Genomic DNA, 17,947 nt, shown 5'->3' with positions numbered 1-17,947 from the left:
GATGATCAATTCGCCCCGAGTGTGTATTCAGGTTCAAAGCGTCTACATTGAGGCACAATCTTCACCTGATAATGAACGTTACGTTTTTGCTTATACCGTAACCATACGCAATCTGGGGCGAGCGCCAGTGCAGTTGTTGGGGCGTTACTGGCTGATCACCAATGGCAATGGCCGTGAAACCGAAGTCCAGGGCGAAGGAGTGGTTGGCGTCCAGCCACTTATCGCGCCTGGCGAAGAGTACCAGTACACCAGCGGTGCAATCATTGAAACCCCGCTGGGCACCATGCAGGGTCACTACGAAATGATCGATGAAAATGGCGTCCCTTTCAGCATCGACATTCCCGTATTCCGACTCGCCGTTCCCACACTCATTCATTAAAAGAATATGGCGACATACCTTATTGGCGACGTTCATGGTTGTTACGATGAACTGATCGCATTGCTGCATAAAGTAGAATTTACCCCTGGGAAAGATACCCTCTGGCTGACGGGCGATCTGGTCGCGCGCGGCCCGGGTTCGCTGGATGTTCTGCGCTATGTGAAATCCTTAGGCGACAGCGTACGTCTGGTGCTGGGTAATCACGATCTGCATCTGCTGGCGGTATTTGCCGGGATCAGCCGCAATAAACCGAAAGATCGCCTGACACCGCTGCTGGAAGCGCCGGATGCCGACGAGCTGCTTAACTGGCTGCGTCGCCAGCCTTTGCTGCAAATCGACGAAGAGAAAAAGTTGGTGATGGCCCACGCCGGGATCACGCCGCAGTGGGATCTGCAGACCGCCAAAGAGTGCGCGCGCGATGTAGAAGCGGTGCTGTCGAGTGACTCCTATCCCTTCTTTCTTGATGCCATGTACGGCGATATGCCAAATAACTGGTCACCGGAATTGCGGGGGCTGGGAAGACTGCGTTTTATCACCAACGCCTTTACCCGTATGCGTTTTTGCTTCCCGAACGGTCAACTGGATATGTACAGCAAAGAATCGCCGGAAGAGGCCCCTGCCCCACTGAAACCGTGGTTTGCGATTCCTGGCCCCGTCGCTGAAGAGTACAACATCGCCTTTGGTCACTGGGCATCGCTGGAAGGCAAAGGTACGCCGGAAGGTATTTACGCGCTGGATACCGGCTGCTGCTGGGGTGGTACATTAACCTGCCTGCGCTGGGAAGATAAACAGTATTTTGTCCAGCCGTCGAACCGGCATAAGGATTTGAGTGAGGGAGAGGCGGTAGCGTCTTAAATCCCGTCGAGCATAAAATCTAATGCTCCTTTAATCAACGTTCGGTGCGCGCTGGCATCGCAAAATTTCGTTCCCAGCGCGTTAACTGGAACAGTTGCAGTCTCATGCGTCATGAGCACATATTCTTTGCCGTCTACCAGTAAAAGGATTGGGTTAAGCCGTTCTGGTGGGCGAATACGGCTAAATCGTTCAATAGGTGTTAATGGAATAACGATACGGCGATTAATCTCACCAATAATGTCGCTGGTAACATCAATAACAAAGGGAAACGCGGCGTTCCTGCCGCGACTGCGGTATACCGTAAATTGCATCGCTAGAAGCTCCGGTACTCATCAGAGAAACATCCGGTTTCATCAGCCAATTGATTTAACGCAGCGATAGCTTCTGTGTTCTCTTCACGCCAACGTGTTGCTGCATGTTTTTTAAGTTCAGCATTGAGCGCAACCGTAAGGGTGGCGCTCATATTTAAGCCTGCATCACGAGCGCGATTGACTAACTCACGGTCGACGGTGACGGTCACACTTTGTGTGGTACGTTTTGCAGTCATGATCTCGTGCTCCTGTACAATTTATACGTCTAGTATACACGGATATCTGCACGTATCAGTGATGCCGGAATTCTAATATACGAAATTACCGCCGCTCCAGAATCTCAAAGCAATAGCTATGAGAGTTCTGCGCATCAGCGTCGTGGAATTCGCTGAATACCGATTCCCAGTCATCCGGCTCGTAATCCGGGAAATGGGTGTCGCCTTCCACTTCCGCGTCGATATGCGTCAGATACAGTTTTTGCGCTTTCGGCAGGAACTGCTCATAAACGCGACCGCCGCCAATCACCATGATTTCTGGTACGTCACCACACGCCGCAATGGCTTCATCCACCGACTTCACCCACGTTACGCGATCGTCCGTACCCGGTTGACTGCTGAGAATAATATTTTTGCGTCCTGGCAACGGACGACCGATGGATTCCCAGGTATGGCGGCCCATAATCACGGGTTTATTTAAAGTGTTGCGTTTAAACCAGGCGAGATCGGCAGGCAGGTTCCACGGCATGGCGTTTTCCATGCCGATAACGCGATCTACCGCTAACGCCGCAATCAGACTGATCATTGAGATTTCCCGATAAAAAAAATTGTCGCCACTATACGTAAAGCGTAAACCGTCGTCGACTGGTGCGAGGATGATGTTGAGGAAAATTTTATATTCTGCTGGCGAGTCCACGCTCTCTCCCTGGACTCGCCGCATTACAATGAAACAAAAACAAACAGTTAGCTGTAAAGCGTGATTTACGTCACTCTTTATTAGGATGAGGGCTTCGTTTCCGGTTCATCCGCCATATTGCCAGTATGTTTCCCTTCTTCGGTTCCCTGCCAGCCATGTCGTTGAATTAATGACAGATGTTCACGGTCTTCGGTAATGATCTCACTTAACATCGCGCTGGTGCGTTTATAGACCGCCGCACGGGCTTTGGTGTCGTTCTCAACCATTGCCATCTCTTCCACCATCTGAATATTAAAGCGGCGGAACACATCGGCGCGTTCTCGCGCTTCATACGGCCCCAGACCTAAACTTTCCAGTGCCAGACGCCCGGTTTTCAGCGCACCTTCGAAGGTTTCACGCTCCGGCTTTTCAACGCCTGCCTGACGCAAACGAATGTAGTGGTCGACATCGCGGGCGCGGGCAATAATCTGCAAATGTGGGAAATGTTCTTTCACCATCTCCGTCAGTTGCAGGTTGGTTTGCGGATCGTCGATGGCGTTAATCAGCACTTCCGCTTTCGCCGCTCCGGCAGATTCCAGTAAATCCATCCGCGTGGCATCGCCATAAAACACTTTCATACCGAATTTACGCAGCGTTTCGATATGGTCCGGGTCGTGATCGAGCACCACCATTTTCACCCCGCTGGAGAGCAGTAAACGTCCGGTTATCTGCCCAAAACGCCCGAATCCGGCAATGATTACCCGCGGCTGTTCTTCGTCGATCTCATCGGCTTCACGCGCCTCTTCAGTAGAAGATTGCTCAAGGCGATTGAGGATCACCAGCAGAATCGGCGTTGCCGCCATCGACAGTGCCACCGCCAGGGTCAGCGATTTCGCCCACTCTGGCTCCAGCACATTCGCCATCTGCGCCGCACCAAATACTACAAAGGCAAACTCACTGCCCTGTCCTAACAGCACCGCAAACCAGCGACGCTGTTTATTTGGCACCTGCAACGGTCGGGCAATCAGCCACAGCATGGCGATTTTGATGATGAGGAAGCCGAGCAGCAAAATAACAATGCGCAACGGATTTTCAAGCAGCGTGCCAAAGTCTATCGACATGCCAACGCCGATGAAAAACAGCCCCAGCAGCAAACCTTTAAATGGTTCGATATCGCTTTCCAGCGCATGACGGTATTCCGAGCTTGCCAGCAGTACGCCCGCCAGAAACGCGCCCATCGCCATCGACAAGCCGACCTCTTCCAGCAGCAAACCAAAGCCAAACACGAGGAATAACGCCACGGCACTAAACACTTCCCGCAAGCCAGAGCGGGCTACAAAACGCAGCGCCGGACGCGTGACATAGCGCCCCAGCAATACCACCAGCACCAGCGCACCCGCCACTTTTAACGCCGAGAGAGCAAATGCGCCCATCGTCGTCGAGGCATTGCTCGCCGCCAGTAGCGGGATCATCGCCACCAGCGGGATCGCCGCGATATCCTGGAACAGCAGCACCGCAAAGGCACTGCGGCCCATTTGCGTCACCATCAGATTGCGTTCATTCATCGCCTGCATGGCAATTGCCGTAGAGGAGAGCGCCAGCGTCATGCCGATCAATTCCGCTACCTGCCAGCGCAGCCCAAGTAACATGCAGAACAGCCCCAGCAGGCCGCCGCAAATCACCATCTGCAATGCGCCACCGCCGAACACTGCCGCACGCAGCTTCCACAGCCTTTGTGGATCGAGTTCGAGGCCGATAATAAACAGCATCAGCACCACGCCAATCTCGGCAAAGTGCAGAATAGATTCGGCATCGGTCACCAGTCGCAGCCCCCACGGGCCAATAATGCAGCCTGCTATCAGGTAGCCAAGTACCGATCCCAGACCGAGGCGTACTGCAATGGGTACAATCAGCGCCGCCGAACCGAGATAAATCAGCGCCTGAATCAAGGTATGACTATCCATGATGTGCCTCCTGCCATTCCAGCAGACGTTGCTTATAGTGACGCGCCTGCCCTTCGAGGGTTTCGTCGTCACAAATAAAGGTGCAGTGCATGGCAAACGGTGGCAGCCAGTTCAGCCCGCAGTAGATTGCCGTCGCCTGTAGCGGCTGCGACAGCACATCAAACCCCGGATGCGTGCCAATCTCAAAATGGCTTTCCCCACCGCCGGTCGTCACCGCCCACAGTAAATGTTTGCCATGCAGCGCCGTGCCGCCGTGACCGTAAGCCCAGCCGTGCGAGAAGACTTTATCGATCCAAAGTTTGAGGAGCGGAGGAATGCTGTACCACTGCATCGGGTGCTGCCAGACGATCAGATCGGCACGAGACAGCGCCTCCTGTTCGGCGGCAATGTCGATATTGAAGTCAGGATAGAGTTGATAAAGAGAGCGAATTTCGACGCCTTCCAGCGTCCTTGCCTGTTCAAGCATCCGTTTATTCGCATGGGAATGATGCGGATATGGATGCGCATAAATTATAAGAATCATAGGTAGCCCGCGTGATTACGCCTTTGTTTTCCCACAAAGTGTAGTCATATATTCACGCAGCTTATAGTCAATAATATTGATTCAGAAAAGAGAGAAATCTGAACAAATTACCCCATTCTCTGCCCGCGGATCGTCATATTGCTGGTCTGCGCCAGTGACATCCCTCGAGTCTCCGGGGCAAACGCTACGGAAATCAACAAGCCAAATAGCGAGATACCCGCCCCCATTAGCATCGTGTTACTGATACCGTAATTATTGATAAAGATCGGCAGTGCCCAGGTCGATACAATAGTGCCAATACGGCTTAAGGACATAATCACGCCCACGGCAGAGGCGCGGATATCCGTCGGGAAGAGTTCATTAGGATAAAGCCACTGCAAATTACCCGGCCCACCGGAGAAAAAGGCATACACCGCAAACGCCATTACCACCAGCCAGATCCCCATATCCGGGATCAGCCCCAAAACCGCCAGCGCCAGCGTCATCATGGCAAAGCTGCCAATCAACAATGGACGCCGTCCGGCAGTGTTTAGCCACAGCATCGGCGGAATACAGCCGAGCATAAAGAACAGGCTAATCACCACGTTCCCCAGCGCCGCGTTTTTGCCAACCCCCAATCCCAACAAACCAACGATTTGCGGGCCAAAGGTGTAAATGGCGAACATTGGGATCACCTGGCAGGTCCAGATGGCGGCAACAAACAGAACAAAAGGAAAATGGCGGCGATTAAACAGATCGCGAAAACGGGTTTGCTGCGGCTGCTCTTCCTCGAAAGCCACCGGTTCGCCAAACAGTTTTATCATCATCTCTTCGCACTCTTTTACTCGCCCTTTGCGTAACAACCAGCGGGGAGATTCAGGCAGTTCGAATCGACCAATCAAAATCAACAAACAGGGAATCGCTGCGCTACCCAGCATCCAGCGCCAGCCGCCTTCCACATCATAAAGCCAATAGCCGACCAAATCGGCGCAGGTCGCGCCGACATACCACATCGCGGCAATAAAGCTGATGGAAAATGCCCGCTGACGGGTACTGGAGAACTCGGTGATCATTGAGGTGGCGATGGGATAATCCGCACCGATAACAATGCCGATAAGTACCCGCATCACCAACAGTTCGACGGGGGATGAGACAAACATCGTCGCCACCGATATCACGCCGATGGCGATGATATCAATGAGGAACATTTTGCGCCGTCCGACTTTATCGGAGATATAGCCAAACAGCGATGTGCCAACGAACAGCCCGGCGAGCGTTCCCGCGCCCAGCAAGCCAATCCAGTCAGCGTCCAGTTTCAGCGCCGGAGTCAGTTGCTCCAGCGCCACGCCAATCATTACCAGTACATAACCATCCAGAAACGGACCACCGCTTCCCCACAGCAAAATGCGGCGGTGAATAGAGGAGAATTTAAGATCATCAAAGTTTCTGGACGGTTGCATGGGTTATTCCTGTTTTTTTGCAATGAGAGTCAGTACGGCATTACGTATCAAACCAACATCAGCCGTAACGGAACTCCACACCAAAGGTGCCGCGCGGGTATTCCCACTGTTCCAGCGCCGACCCCAGCCCCAGAATGCGACAGGTGCCGCACTCCAGACATCCGGCGTAATCGAAGCGCACACTGCCGTCATCCTGCTTCTTGTACAGACCTGCGGGGCACGCTTTCACCAGCAGCTCCAGGGCCTGTTTATCAGCATCGGCCTTCACAACGATGTGCGGATGCTCTTCATCGACATTGAATTTATTGACGCCCAGTTTGACGTCCACATTGACGGGAGAAGTCATAAAACGGTCACTCCTTTCATGCCATCCTTGATCAGATTGATGAAGCCCACTTTCTTGCCGTGGCGGAGGATTTTCTTGCGCATCAGTTCCGGCGCACTGCCGTCAATGGTGAACAGGTCACGCGCCACGCCCACCGCCAGTTCCGGGTAGCCGCTAAACATGCGTGGGTTATCAAGAAACGCCGGTAGTTTCTGGTACATGCGCATATCGCGCAGCGGGCCACTCTCAAGATGCTGACGATATTCCGCGAGTTTTTGCTTACTGAAATCGTCGCTTTTCATCGCTGAAAGCACAGTTTTTGCTGCTGCTTCCCCGGCGGCAATCGCCAGATCCATACCGCGAATGGTAAAACCGAGGTTCATACACATTCCGGCGGCATCACCAGCAATCAATACGCCGTCACCGACCAGCTCCGGCAGCATGTTGATGCCCGCTTCCGGCACTACGTGAGCGGAATATTCCACCAGCTTGCCGCCCGCGATCAGCGGTGCAACGGCCGGATGTTGTTTGAAATCTTCCAGCATTTGCGGCACCGATTTTTTTGCGTCATGCAGATGATGCAAACCACAAACCAGCCCCAGCGACAGGGTATTTTCATTGGTATAAAGGAAGCCACCTCCCATCAGGCCATCGGTGGGTGATCCCGCAAACAGGCAAGCCGCGCCCTGATTACCCTGCAACTGAAAACGGTCTTCAATAACCGACTTCGGTAACTCGATCAGTTCCTTCACGCCAACTGCCACATCCGTCGGTTTAACGCGTTTTGCCATCCCCAGCTTTTCGGCAAGGATGGAATTCACCCCATCAGCAAGGATCACCGTTTTCGCTTCAATCACATCGCCATCGGCTTCTACACCGACGACTTTGCCATCGCGCTGTACGAGGTTATCGACGCGGATCCCGGTAATTAACTGCGCGCCCGCTTCTTCGGCCTGCTCCATCAGCCAGGCATCAAATTTACTGCGTAAAACGGAGTAAGAACGCTGGGATGGCGAGGTTTCGTCGCCATTGCAGTAGTCCATAGTCATCGCTGACTTTTCCGTCATAAACGCAAGTTTTTCATGGGTGATCAGGCGTTCTACGGGGGCGGAGTCAGCGAAACCAGGAATAATGTGTTCCAGACTGTGGGCATAGAGACGCCCGCCGGTGACGTTCTTGGCACCTGCGGAATTGCCTCGCTCGATAACTAACACTTGCGCACCTTCGCGGGCGAGCACCAGTGCGGCAACCGAACCGGCAAGCCCTGCACCGACGATGATGGCGTCAAAGATATCTTCGAACATAAGAGCTCCCTGTCAGCGGCAGGGCCAAAATGCAGCCCTGCCAGAGTGGATCAACGCGCTAAAGCTGCGGTCAGTGCCGGAAGGATCTTCACGGCGTCGCCAACAATGCCGTAATCCGCGTACTGGAAGATCGGCGCATTTTTATCTTTGTTGATGGCGAAAATGGTTTGCGACGCATTAGCGCCAACCATGTGCTGGATCTGCCCGGAGATCCCCACCGCCAGGTACAGTTCAGGTTTCAGCATCAGGTTGGAGATACCGACATAGCGTTCGTGCTCCATCCATTTTTCGTTTTCCGCCACCGGACGAGAACAGGCCAACTCCGCACCTATCGCCTTGCAAAGCTGTTCTGCCAGCGCAATGTTCTCTTTGCTGCCAATACCGCGACCAACGCTGACCACCAGGCGGGCTTTGTCGAGATCGACGCTGTTGCTCTGACGCGCCTGGGTTGCCGTGCGGGTAATCGCCACAGCCGGAGCCTGCCACTCCACGGTGTGCGTTTCGCCAGTGCGTGACGCGTCTGGCTGAGCCACATCGAACGTGCCGCTGCTGATGGTCAGAACCGCATACGGCGTGGCAATGCGTTCTTCGCCAATCGCCAGACCGCCGTAAACCATGTGTTTCACTGTCGCTTTACCGTCCTGCACGCTAACAGCGCTGGCATCGTTAGACACCGCCGCGTTAAGGCGGTAACCCAGTTTCGCCGCCAGTAATTTGCCGCGACGGGTGTTTGGCAACAGCACCAGACCGTCTGCGCCGTGCTGGCGAATAGTGTCAGCCATGACACCGGCGTAATCTTCGATCATCCGCTCGTCCGGTTTGCCGCTTAATTTCCAGACATGATTAGCGCCGAGCTGGATTGCCTGTGCGCCGTCGGCATCATTGAGGACGAACGTGTTGATTTGATTAGCTAAAGCCTGCGCACCGTTCATCAGTTCCGGCAGACGAGAAGGGGTATCGCTGAATACCCAGACTTGAGAAAACGTGTTCATAGCATCCCCTGTAATTAAATGACTTTGCGAAGATTTTCAGCAAATGCGGCGATCTGTTCTTCGCCGTCGCCTTCAATCACGATGCGCTGACGCTCGCGCTGTTTCGGCGCGGCAACCTGTTGTTCTGACCAGGCTGCCTCTGCGTTAAAACCGATATCCGCCGCCGACCATACCTGGACTGGCTTTTTCGCCGCGCCGAGAATGGCTTTCATCGAAGGAATTTGTGGGGAGTTGATATCAGTGGAAACAGCAACAACCGCAGGCAGCGGAATGCTTAAGGTTTCTGTTTCATCTTCCAGTTCGCGCTCAACGGTGAGGGTATCTGCCGTCAGGGAGATAATTTTGCTGACGCCGTTAACTGCCGGAATATTAAGGATTTCGCCTACTAGCAAACCAACCTGCTGGGCATAAAGGTCGGAAGAACCATCGCCACAGAGGATCAAATCAAAGCCTGCTTTCTGAGCGGCAGCAGCCAGTACGCTCGCCGTTTGTTGCGGCAGTGCCTGCTCGAACTGGTCATCAATCACCACAATCAGTTCATCCGGACCGCGCGATAGCACATCTTTACGCCCTTTGGCGTTGGTCAGGGCTTTACCGCCCACACTTAAGGCCGTCACCTGCGCCTCTACTGCCTGTTGCTTTAGCTGGCAAGCCGCTTCAATAGCGTTGAGATCGTATTGGCTTATTTTGGCATCGGCTTTGCTGAAGTCTAACGAACCATCAGCATTATTGACCGCAATATCCTGTTCATCAGGCACGCACTTATAGCAAGTAATAATCTTCATTGCATCTCCAGAAATCATGAAGGAAACGTCGTTCATATCGGTGGTGTTAATTACAGATATCACGCCCTTTAATTTGGAAATAAAACTTTAATCACCAATATTGAAAATGTCACACGCAGATAAATCCAACTTTCAATATTGTTAAGCTCCTCACCAATATTGAAAACATGGCGTAGAAAAAAGAAATTTTCAATATTGTTTTATGGATCACCAATATTGAAAGTCAGATGCTATTTTTTTACTCACAACAGAACATAACAAACTGATTAATAATCAAAATTAACGAAAAAATGCCCTCTATTCACCCGAAACAAAAATGTGATAACAATCACAGAATGCAGCTTATTGAATACCCATTATGAGTTAGCCATTAACGCGTCCACGAGGTTAATAATAATTATATTAAATGTTAACAAAAATAAAACAAACGGGAACGCAAAATAAATATTCGTTTTCACAGTGGAATTAACTCATGAAGAATGAAAAGAGAAAAACGGGAATAGAACCGAAGGTTTTCTTTCCGCCGTTAATAATCGTCGGCATACTTTGTTGGCTTACAGTCAGAGATCTGGATGCGGCGAATGTCGTTATTAATGCTGTATTCAGTTACGTCACCAATGTATGGGGATGGGCATTTGAATGGTATATGGTGGTGATGCTTTTCGGCTGGTTCTGGCTGGTGTTTGGCCCGTATGCCAAAAAGCGTTTAGGTAACGAACCACCAGAATTTAGTACCGCCAGTTGGATCTTTATGATGTTCGCCTCCTGTACGTCTGCTGCCGTACTGTTCTGGGGATCGATTGAGATCTACTACTACATCTCCACCCCGCCGTTTGGCTTAGAACCGAACTCAACAGGCGCGAAAGAGTTGGGGCTGGCTTACAGCTTGTTCCACTGGGGACCTCTGCCGTGGGCCACTTACAGCTTCCTTTCAGTCGCCTTCGCTTACTTCTTCTTTGTCCGCAAAATGGAAGTGATTCGCCCCAGCTCCACCCTGGTGCCGCTGGTAGGTGAAAAACACGCCAAAGGGTTGTTCGGCACTATCGTCGACAACTTCTATCTCGTCGCCTTGATCTTCGCGATGGGTACCAGTCTGGGCCTTGCCACGCCGCTGGTGACCGAGTGTATGCAATGGTTGTTTGGCATTCCGCATACCCTGCAACTGGACGCTATCATCATTACCTGCTGGATTATCCTCAACGCCATTTGCGTCGCTTGCGGTCTGCAAAAAGGGGTACGTATCGCCAGTGACGTGCGTAGTTACCTGAGCTTCCTGATGCTGGGTTGGGTGTTCATCGTCAGCGGTGCCAGCTTCATCATGAACTACTTCACCGATTCGGTGGGGATGTTACTGATGTATCTGCCGCGCATGTTGTTCTATACCGATCCCATCGCTAAAGGCGGCTTTCCGCAGGGCTGGACCGTGTTCTACTGGGCATGGTGGGTGATTTACGCTATCCAGATGAGCATCTTCCTCGCCCGCATCTCCCGTGGTCGTACCGTGCGTGAACTGTGCTTCGGCATGGTGCTGGGGCTGACAGCGTCAACCTGGATCCTGTGGACTGTACTCGGTAGTAACACTCTGCTGTTGATAGATAAAAACATCATCAACATTCCAAATCTGATCGAACAGTACGGTGTGGCGCGCGCCATCATCGAAACCTGGGCCGCTCTGCCACTCAGCACCGCCACCATGTGGGGCTTCTTCATCCTCTGCTTTATTGCCACCGTTACGCTGGTTAACGCCTGCTCTTATACCCTGGCGATGTCCACTTGCCGCGAAGTGCGTGACGGCGAAGAACCCCCGCTGCTAGTGCGCATTGGTTGGTCAGTTCTGGTTGGCATTATCGGCATTGTTCTGCTGGCGCTCGGCGGCCTGAAACCGATTCAAACCGCCATTATCGCCGGAGGATGCCCGCTGTTCTTCGTCAACATCATGGTGACGCTCTCCTTTATTAAAGACGCGAAACAGAACTGGAAAGATTAATTAACCACCCAAATATCAAGAGGTTGAAAGATGGATTTTAATTTAAATGATGAGCAGGAACTGTTTGTCGCCGGTATCCGCGAACTGATGGCCAGCGAAAACTGGGAGGCCTATTTTGCCGAGTGCGACCGTGACAGCGTCTACCCGGAACGTTTTGTCAAAGCCCTGGCGGATATGGGTATCGACAGTCTGCTGATCCCGGAAGAACACGGTGGTCTGGACGCGGGGTTTGTTACTCTCGCCGCCGTGTGGATGGAACTGGGTCGTCTGGGAGCGCCAACTTACGTGCTGTATCAGTTACCGGGCGGGTTTAACACCTTCCTGCGTGAAGGTACGCAAGAGCAGATCGACAAGATCATGGCTTTCCGCGGCACCGGTAAGCAGATGTGGAACTCAGCGATTACCGAACCGGGCGCAGGCTCCGACGTGGGTAGCCTGAAAACGACTTATACCCGTAGAAATGGTAAGATTTATCTTAATGGTAGTAAGTGTTTTATTACCAGTAGCGCCTACACCCCGTACATCGTGGTGATGGCGCGCGACGGGGCTTCTCCGGACAAACCTGTCTACACCGAATGGTTTGTTGATATGAGCAAACCGGGCATCAAAGTGACCAAACTTGAAAAGCTCGGTCTGCGTATGGATAGCTGCTGTGAAATCACTTTTGACGACGTGGAACTGGACGAGAAAGACATGTTCGGTCGGGAAGGTAACGGCTTTAACCGCGTCAAAGAAGAGTTCGACCATGAACGTTTCCTGGTAGCCCTGACCAACTACGGTACGGCGATGTGCGCCTTTGAAGATGCGGCGCGCTACGCCAACCAGCGCGTGCAGTTTGGCGAGGCTATTGGTCGTTTCCAGTTGATTCAGGAAAAATTCGCCCACATGGCGATCAAATTAAACTCCATGAAAAACATGCTGTATGAAGCAGCGTGGAAAGCAGACAACGGCACCATCACCTCTGGCGATGCAGCGATGTGCAAATACTTCTGCGCCAATGCGGCATTTGAAGTTGTGGATAGCGCAATGCAGGTGCTGGGCGGTGTCGGGATTGCGGGCAACCACCGCATCAGCCGCTTCTGGCGTGACCTGCGTGTAGACCGCGTCTCCGGGGGATCTGACGAAATGCAGATCCTGACGCTGGGTCGCGCGGTGCTGAAGCAATACCGCTAAGTCCGTGCGCTGCCTGATGCGACGCTGACGCGTCTTATCAGGCCGACGGTAGGCCGGATAAGGCGTTTACGCCGCATCCGGCAGTCATGCGCTACATAAATTTTTCAGGAGCTAATAATGGATCATCTACCCATGCCGAAATTCGGACCGCTGGCCGGATTGCGCGTTGTCTTCTCCGGTATCGAAATCGCCGGACCGTTTGCCGGACAAATGTTCGCAGAATGGGGCGCGGAAGTTATCTGGATCGAGAACGTCGCCTGGGCCGACACCATTCGCGTTCAACCGAACTACCCGCAGCTCTCCCGCCGCAATTTGCACGCGCTGTCGTTAAATATTTTCAAAGATGAAGGGCGCGAAGCGTTTCTGAAATTAATGGAAACCACCGATATCTTCATCGAAGCCAGTAAAGGTCCGGCCTTTGCCCGTCGTGGCATTACCGATGAAGTCCTGTGGCAGCACAACCCAAAACTGGTTATCGCTCATCTGTCCGGTTTTGGTCAGTACGGCACCGAGGAGTACACCAATCTTCCGGCCTATAACACTATCGCCCAGGCCTTCAGTGGTTACCTGATTCAGAACGGTGATGTTGACCAGCCAATGCCTGCCTTCCCGTATACCGCCGATTACTTTTCTGGCCTGACTGCCACCACGGCGGCGCTGGCAGCACTGCATAAAGTGCGTGAAACCGGCAAAGGCGAAAGCATCGACATCGCCATGTATGAAGTGATGCTGCGTATGGGCCAGTACTTCATGATGGATTACTTCAACGGCGGCGAAATGTGCCCGCGCATGACCAAAGGTAAAGATCCCTACTACGCCGGTTGCGGTCTGTATAAATGCGCCGACGGCTACATCGTGATGGAACTGGTGGGCATTACTCAAATTGCAGAGTGCTTTAAAGATATTGGCCTCGCACACCTGCTCGGTACGCCGGAAATCCCGGAAGGCACTCAGCTTATCCACCGTATCGAATGCCCTTACGGCCCACTGGTAGAAGAGAAACTCGATGCCTGGCTGGCGGCACATACCATCGCAGAAGTTAAAGAACGCTTTGCCGAACTGAATATCGCCTGTGCCAAAGTACTGACCGTGCCGGAACTGGAAAGCAATCCACAGTATGTGGCTCGCGAATCAATCACTCAGTGGCAAACGATGGATGGTCGCACCTGCAAAGGGCCGAATATCATGCCGAAATTCAAAAATAACCCCGGACAAATCTGGCGCGGAATGCCCTCACATGGCATGGACACGGCTGCCATTTTGAAAAATATCGGCTACAGCGAAAACGACATTCAGGAGTTGGTCAGCAAAGGTCTGGCCAAAGTTGAGGACTAAACGCGTGGCGTCAGTCAACTTGCCTGACTAGCGCCCGCCCAATAACAAACGAACAAAATGGATAGAGGTGCAATGGATATCATTGGCGGACAACATCTACGTCAAATGTGGGACGATCTGGCGGACGTTTACGGTCATAAAACGGCGCTGATTTGTGAATCCAGCAGCGGAGTCGTTAACCGGTATAGTTATCTTGAGTTAAATCAGGAGATTAACCGCACGGCAAACCTGTTTTATACGCTGGGGATTCGCAAAGGCGACAAGGTTGCTCTACATCTCGACAACTGCCCGGAATTTATCTTTTGCTGGTTCGGGTTGGCAAAAATTGGCGCGATTATGGTGCCGATTAACGCCCGCCTGTTGCGCGAAGAAAGCACGTGGATCCTGCAAAATAGCCAGGCGTGCCTGCTGGTGACCAGTGCGCAATTTTATCCTATGTATCAACAGATTCAGCAGGAAGATGCCTCTCAGTTGCGGCACATTTGCCTGACAGATATGGTACTTCCCGCTGATGATGGCGTGAGTTCGTTTACTCAACTGAAAAATCAACAACCTGCCACCTTGTGCTATGCACCGCCGCTATCGACTGACGATACGGCGGAAATTCTCTTCACCTCCGGCACCACCTCCCGACCGAAAGGGGTGGTGATAACTCATTACAACCTGCGCTTCGCTGGATATTACTCCGCCTGGCAGTGTGCACTGCGTGACGATGACGTCTACCTGACGGTAATGCCTGCGTTTCATATCGATTGCCAGTGTACTGCGGCGATGGCGGCGTTTTCTGCCGGGGCCACCTTTGTGCTGGTCGAGAAATACAGCGCCCGCGCCTTCTGGGGACAGGTGCAGAAGTACCGCGCCACCATTACCGAATGTATTCCGATGATGATTCGTACGTTGATGGTGCAGCCGCTTTCAGCGAACGATCAGCAACACCGCCTGCGGGAAGTGATGTTTTATCTCAACCTGTCGGAGCAGGAAAAAGACGCGTTTTGTGAACGCTTCAGCGTTCGCTTGCTGACGTCTTATGGGATGACGGAAACCATTGTGGGCATTATCGGCGATCGCCCTGGCGATAAACGGCGCTGGCCGTCGATTGGTCGGGCGGGCTTTTGCTACGAAGCGGAGATCCGCGACGATCACAATCGTCCCCTCCCGGCTGGTGAGCTCGGTGAAATCTGTATTAAAGGCGTACCAGGGAAAACCATCTTCAAAGAGTATTTTCTCAACCCGAAAGCCACTGCGAAAGTGCTGGAAGCCGATGGCTGGCTACATACCGGCGATACCGGATACCGCGACGAAGAGGGCTTTTTTTATTTCGTCGATCGCCGCTGCAATATGATCAAACGCGGTGGCGAGAATGTCTCCTGCGTGGAGCTCGAAAATATCATCGCCACCCATCCAAAAATTCAGGATATCGTGGTTGTGGGTATTAAAGATTCGATTCGCGATGAAGCCATCAAAGCATTTGTGGTGCTGAATGAAGGTGAAACATTGAGCGAAGAGGAATTCTTCTGCTTCTGTGAACAGAATATGGCGAAATTTAAAGTGCCCTCTTATCTGGAGATCAGAAAAGATCTGCCACGTAATTGCTCGGGGAAAATAATTAGAAAGAATCTGAAATAAATGAAACGGCAGGGAACTACCCTGTCAGCTAATAATCACGCTCTAAAACAATATGCATTTTTTGCAGGGATGTTGTCGTCCCTGAAAAAGCAAAAATGGAGAAAAGGAATGAGTGAATCATTACATCTGACCCGCAATGGATCAATTCTGGAAATTACCCTTGATCGTCCAAAAGCGAATGCTATTGATGCAAAAACCAGCTTTGAAATGGGCGAAGTATTTCTAAATTTCCGTGACGATCCGCAATTACGTGTCGCCATTATTACCGGTGCCGGAGAGAAATTCTTTTCCGCGGGCTGGGATTTAAAAGCGGCAGCAGAAGGCGAAGCACCGGATGCTGACTTTGGCCCGGGAGGTTTTGCGGGATTAACCGAAATTTTCAATCTCGACAAACCGGTCATCGCCGCTGTGAACGGCTATGCCTTTGGCGGCGGCTTTGAACTGGCGCTGGCGGCAGATTTTATTGTTTGTGCCGATAACGCCAGCTTCGCCCTACCGGAAGCCAAACTGGGCATCGTTCCTGACAGCGGCGGCGTGCTGCGTCTGCCGAAGATCCTGCCGCCTGCCATCGTCAATGAAATGGTGATGACCGGCAGACGAATGGGCGCAGAAGAGGCGCTGCGTTGGGGGGTAGTCAACCGCGTGGTTAGCCAGGCGGAACTGATGGATAACGCCCGCGAACTGGCGCAGCAGCTGGTTAACAGCGCTCCGCTGGCGATTGCGGCGCTGAAAGAGATCTACCGCACCACCAGTGAAATGCCGGTAGAAGAAGCGTATCGCTATATTCGCAGCGGCGTGTTGAAACACTATCCGTCGGTTCTGCATTCGGAGGATGCCATTGAAGGGCCGCTGGCGTTTGCCGAGAAGCGCGATCCAGTGTGGAAAGGACGTTAACAACCGTGAGCTATTACGCCTTTGAGGGGTTAATTCCGGTTGTTCACCCGACGGCGTTTGTCCATCCCAGTGCAGTATTGATTGGCGATGTGATTGTGGGAGCCGGTGTCTACATCGGCCCACTCGCCTCACTGCGTGGTGACTACGGGCGGTTGATCGTGCAAGCGGGAGCCAATATTCAGGATGGCTGCATTATGCATGGCTACTGCGACACTGACACCATCGTTGGGGAAAACGGTCATATCGGGCACGGAGCGATCCTGCATGGTTGTGTGATTGGTCGCGATGCACTGGTCGGGATGAACAGCGTGATTATGGATGGCGCGGTCATTGGCGAAGAGAGCATTGTTGCCGCTATGAGCTTTGTCAAAGCGGGCTTTCGCGGCGAGAAACGCCAGTTGTTGATGGGTACGCCAGCCCGCGCTGTACGCAGCGTGAGTGACGACGAGTTACACTGGAAACGGTTGAATACCAAAGAGTATCAGGATCTTGTCGGGCGCTGTCATGCAGCGTTACATGAAACGCAGCCACTGAGGCAAATGGAGGAAAATCGCCCCCGTTTGCAGGGGACGACGGATGTGACGCCGAAACGGTAACATCGTCGGATGCGGCATAAACGCCTTATCCGACCTGGCTGTAAAGCAACCGTAGGCCGGATAAGATGCGCCAGCATCGCATCCAGCGACCAGGTCGCACGGTATCAACGAAATGACATTAACGACGCATACTCTTTGACAACATCATCTGCCACTTCTGCTCGCGGTTAAGTTCCGTGAGCGGAACGGCAGGAATACGCGGCGTCTTTCTTACGCCGACTAATTTATCCCGGCTGTTATTGCGCAGGCGCGCGTAAATTTGCTCATCGATATCAACCACTTTTACCAGTCGCTGGCACTGGCATCCCCGCCCTTCCAGCTTATTAGGGATCATCTTAACTTCGCAGCTTATTTCTGTGACTTCCGACAGAATATAAGTCAGGGTATTAACCGCCTTGCTGTGTTCAATATCGAAATGAATAGAGATCTCTCTTGCTATCACCCACCGGTTTTCAGCCATCATCCATTCGGCGATTAACAAATAGAGTGGTTTTTCAACACATCCTTCACACATACGAACTCCAGTTTCACAAATTAAAAGACTGGCTATGACTCGTTTTGCAGCAAT

19 protein-coding genes are annotated in these 17,947 nt (G+C 52.4%); 8 read left to right on the top strand and 11 right to left on the bottom strand.

Annotated elements, in window-relative coordinates:
• Position 1: 1 nt before the first annotated feature.
• Both apaG and apaH read left to right on the top strand, forming a co-directional pair.
• A complete protein-coding gene (gene apaG, locus C4F37_RS08460) occupies positions 2 to 379 on the top strand; it encodes a Co2+/Mg2+ efflux protein ApaG (RefSeq protein ID WP_000610901.1) in 378 nt (125 codons plus the stop codon).
• 6 nt (positions 380 to 385) lie between these two features.
• On the top strand, positions 386 to 1,234 hold the full coding sequence (gene apaH, locus C4F37_RS08455; RefSeq protein ID WP_000257181.1) for a bis(5'-nucleosyl)-tetraphosphatase (symmetrical) ApaH: 849 nt from the start codon (positions 386 to 388) through the stop codon (positions 1,232 to 1,234).
• Here the strand turns inward: apaH and C4F37_RS08450 are convergent.
• The 10 genes from C4F37_RS08450 to C4F37_RS08405 form a co-directional block, all read right to left on the bottom strand.
• The gene (locus C4F37_RS08450; RefSeq protein ID WP_001160966.1) at positions 1,231 to 1,545 is read right to left on the bottom strand and encodes a CcdB family protein; all 315 of its coding nucleotides are present in this window, start codon (positions 1,543 to 1,545) and stop codon (positions 1,231 to 1,233) included. The two genes, apaH and C4F37_RS08450, sit on opposite strands and share 4 nt — an antisense overlap.
• A 2-nt stretch (positions 1,546 to 1,547) precedes the next feature.
• Positions 1,548 to 1,781: a type II toxin-antitoxin system CcdA family antitoxin gene (locus tag C4F37_RS08445; RefSeq protein ID WP_000125568.1), complete on the bottom strand. Its 234-nt coding sequence runs from the start codon at positions 1,779 to 1,781 to the stop codon at positions 1,548 to 1,550.
• 85 nt (positions 1,782 to 1,866) lie between these two features.
• Positions 1,867 to 2,346, bottom strand: a complete 480-nt coding sequence (gene folA / locus C4F37_RS08440) for a type 3 dihydrofolate reductase (RefSeq protein ID WP_000624375.1) — start codon at positions 2,344 to 2,346, stop codon at positions 1,867 to 1,869.
• A gap of 191 nt (positions 2,347 to 2,537) precedes the next feature.
• Positions 2,538 to 4,400: a glutathione-regulated potassium-efflux system protein KefC gene (gene kefC, locus C4F37_RS08435; RefSeq protein ID WP_000377109.1), complete on the bottom strand. Its 1,863-nt coding sequence runs from the start codon at positions 4,398 to 4,400 to the stop codon at positions 2,538 to 2,540.
• Entirely contained in the window at positions 4,393 to 4,923 is a 531-nt protein-coding gene (gene kefF, locus C4F37_RS08430) for a glutathione-regulated potassium-efflux system oxidoreductase KefF (protein WP_000600732.1), read from the bottom strand. The genes kefC and kefF overlap by 8 nt, the downstream gene beginning before the upstream one ends.
• 107 nt (positions 4,924 to 5,030) lie before the next feature.
• Entirely contained in the window at positions 5,031 to 6,362 is a 1,332-nt protein-coding gene (locus C4F37_RS08425) for an MFS transporter (protein ID WP_001183207.1), read from the bottom strand.
• Between the two features lie 58 nt (positions 6,363 to 6,420).
• A complete protein-coding gene (gene fixX / locus C4F37_RS08420) occupies positions 6,421 to 6,708 on the bottom strand; it encodes a ferredoxin-like protein FixX (RefSeq protein WP_000203741.1) in 288 nt (95 codons plus the stop codon).
• The gene (locus tag C4F37_RS08415; RefSeq protein WP_001540661.1) at positions 6,705 to 7,991 is read right to left on the bottom strand and encodes an FAD-dependent oxidoreductase; all 1,287 of its coding nucleotides are present in this window, start codon (positions 7,989 to 7,991) and stop codon (positions 6,705 to 6,707) included. Before C4F37_RS08415 ends, fixX begins: the two co-directional genes overlap by 4 nt.
• Before the next feature lie 50 nt (positions 7,992 to 8,041).
• Complete coding sequence (locus C4F37_RS08410; RefSeq protein ID WP_001091515.1) at positions 8,042 to 8,983, bottom strand: electron transfer flavoprotein subunit alpha/FixB family protein; 942 nt, start codon at positions 8,981 to 8,983, stop codon at positions 8,042 to 8,044.
• Positions 8,984 to 8,997: 14 nt separating this feature from the next.
• Positions 8,998 to 9,768 carry an electron transfer flavoprotein FixA gene (locus C4F37_RS08405; protein WP_000692229.1) on the bottom strand — a complete coding sequence of 257 codons (771 nt, stop codon included), beginning with the start codon at positions 9,766 to 9,768 and terminating at the stop codon, positions 8,998 to 9,000.
• Positions 9,769 to 10,240: 472 nt separating this feature from the next.
• On the opposite strand from C4F37_RS08405, the gene caiT reads away from it, so the two are divergent.
• The 6 genes from caiT to caiE all read left to right on the top strand — a co-directional run bounded on the left by caiT (position 10,241) and on the right by caiE (position 17,379).
• Positions 10,241 to 11,755 carry an L-carnitine/gamma-butyrobetaine antiporter gene (caiT, locus tag C4F37_RS08400; protein WP_000787104.1) on the top strand — a complete coding sequence of 505 codons (1,515 nt, stop codon included), beginning with the start codon at positions 10,241 to 10,243 and terminating at the stop codon, positions 11,753 to 11,755.
• 30 nt (positions 11,756 to 11,785) lie between these two features.
• Positions 11,786 to 12,928, top strand: coding sequence for a crotonobetainyl-CoA dehydrogenase (gene caiA, locus C4F37_RS08395; RefSeq protein ID WP_000347117.1), 1,143 nt, complete (start codon positions 11,786 to 11,788; stop codon positions 12,926 to 12,928).
• A gap of 117 nt (positions 12,929 to 13,045) precedes the next feature.
• Positions 13,046 to 14,263 (top strand): L-carnitine CoA-transferase, encoded by a 1,218-nt coding sequence (gene caiB / locus C4F37_RS08390; RefSeq protein WP_000349942.1) that lies wholly within the window; start codon positions 13,046 to 13,048, stop codon positions 14,261 to 14,263.
• A 72-nt stretch (positions 14,264 to 14,335) separates the two neighbouring features.
• Complete coding sequence (gene caiC / locus C4F37_RS08385) at positions 14,336 to 15,889, top strand: crotonobetaine/carnitine-CoA ligase (RefSeq protein WP_001298634.1); 1,554 nt, start codon at positions 14,336 to 14,338, stop codon at positions 15,887 to 15,889.
• A gap of 108 nt (positions 15,890 to 15,997) precedes the next feature.
• Positions 15,998 to 16,783, top strand: coding sequence for a crotonobetainyl-CoA hydratase (gene caiD / locus C4F37_RS08380; protein ID WP_000004399.1), 786 nt, complete (start codon positions 15,998 to 16,000; stop codon positions 16,781 to 16,783).
• A gap of 5 nt (positions 16,784 to 16,788) precedes the next feature.
• Positions 16,789 to 17,379, top strand: coding sequence for a carnitine operon protein CaiE (caiE, locus tag C4F37_RS08375; protein WP_000122880.1), 591 nt, complete (start codon positions 16,789 to 16,791; stop codon positions 17,377 to 17,379).
• A gap of 118 nt (positions 17,380 to 17,497) precedes the next feature.
• On the opposite strand, the gene caiF is transcribed toward caiE, so the two are convergent.
• Entirely contained in the window at positions 17,498 to 17,893 is a 396-nt protein-coding gene (gene caiF, locus C4F37_RS08370; RefSeq protein WP_000333104.1) for a carnitine metabolism transcriptional regulator CaiF, read from the bottom strand.
• Positions 17,894 to 17,947: the final 54 nt, after the last annotated feature.

This window comes from Escherichia sp. R1 (assembly GCF_003000935.1).
Taxonomy (GTDB): Bacteria; Pseudomonadota; Gammaproteobacteria; order Enterobacterales; family Enterobacteriaceae; genus Escherichia; species Escherichia coli.
Note: the sequence above shows the minus strand (reverse complement) of the source record. Positions and strands in the feature narration are given on the sequence as shown.

Bases quoted from the DNA above. Each gene is read 5' to 3' on its own strand.
- apaG (WP_000610901.1), top strand. From the start codon at position 2: ATGATCAATTCGCCCCGAGTGTGTATTCAGGTTCAAAGCGTCTACATT.
- apaH (WP_000257181.1), top strand. From the start codon at position 386: ATGGCGACATACCTTATTGGCGACGTTCATGGTTGTTACGATGAACTG.
- C4F37_RS08450 (WP_001160966.1), bottom strand. From the start codon at position 1,545: ATGCAATTTACGGTATACCGCAGTCGCGGCAGGAACGCCGCGTTTCCC.
- C4F37_RS08445 (WP_000125568.1), bottom strand. From the start codon at position 1,781: ATGACTGCAAAACGTACCACACAAAGTGTGACCGTCACCGTCGACCGT.
- folA (WP_000624375.1), bottom strand. From the start codon at position 2,346: ATGATCAGTCTGATTGCGGCGTTAGCGGTAGATCGCGTTATCGGCATG.
- kefC (WP_000377109.1), bottom strand. From the start codon at position 4,400: ATGGATAGTCATACCTTGATTCAGGCGCTGATTTATCTCGGTTCGGCG.
- kefF (WP_000600732.1), bottom strand. From the start codon at position 4,923: ATGATTCTTATAATTTATGCGCATCCATATCCGCATCATTCCCATGCG.
- C4F37_RS08425 (WP_001183207.1), bottom strand. From the start codon at position 6,362: ATGCAACCGTCCAGAAACTTTGATGATCTTAAATTCTCCTCTATTCAC.
- fixX (WP_000203741.1), bottom strand. From the start codon at position 6,708: ATGACTTCTCCCGTCAATGTGGACGTCAAACTGGGCGTCAATAAATTC.
- C4F37_RS08415 (WP_001540661.1), bottom strand. From the start codon at position 7,991: ATGTTCGAAGATATCTTTGACGCCATCATCGTCGGTGCAGGGCTTGCC.
- C4F37_RS08410 (WP_001091515.1), bottom strand. From the start codon at position 8,983: ATGAACACGTTTTCTCAAGTCTGGGTATTCAGCGATACCCCTTCTCGT.
- C4F37_RS08405 (WP_000692229.1), bottom strand. From the start codon at position 9,768: ATGAAGATTATTACTTGCTATAAGTGCGTGCCTGATGAACAGGATATT.
- caiT (WP_000787104.1), top strand. From the start codon at position 10,241: ATGAAGAATGAAAAGAGAAAAACGGGAATAGAACCGAAGGTTTTCTTT.
- caiA (WP_000347117.1), top strand. From the start codon at position 11,786: ATGGATTTTAATTTAAATGATGAGCAGGAACTGTTTGTCGCCGGTATC.
- caiB (WP_000349942.1), top strand. From the start codon at position 13,046: ATGGATCATCTACCCATGCCGAAATTCGGACCGCTGGCCGGATTGCGC.
- caiC (WP_001298634.1), top strand. From the start codon at position 14,336: ATGGATATCATTGGCGGACAACATCTACGTCAAATGTGGGACGATCTG.
- caiD (WP_000004399.1), top strand. From the start codon at position 15,998: ATGAGTGAATCATTACATCTGACCCGCAATGGATCAATTCTGGAAATT.
- caiF (WP_000333104.1), bottom strand. From the start codon at position 17,893: ATGTGTGAAGGATGTGTTGAAAAACCACTCTATTTGTTAATCGCCGAA.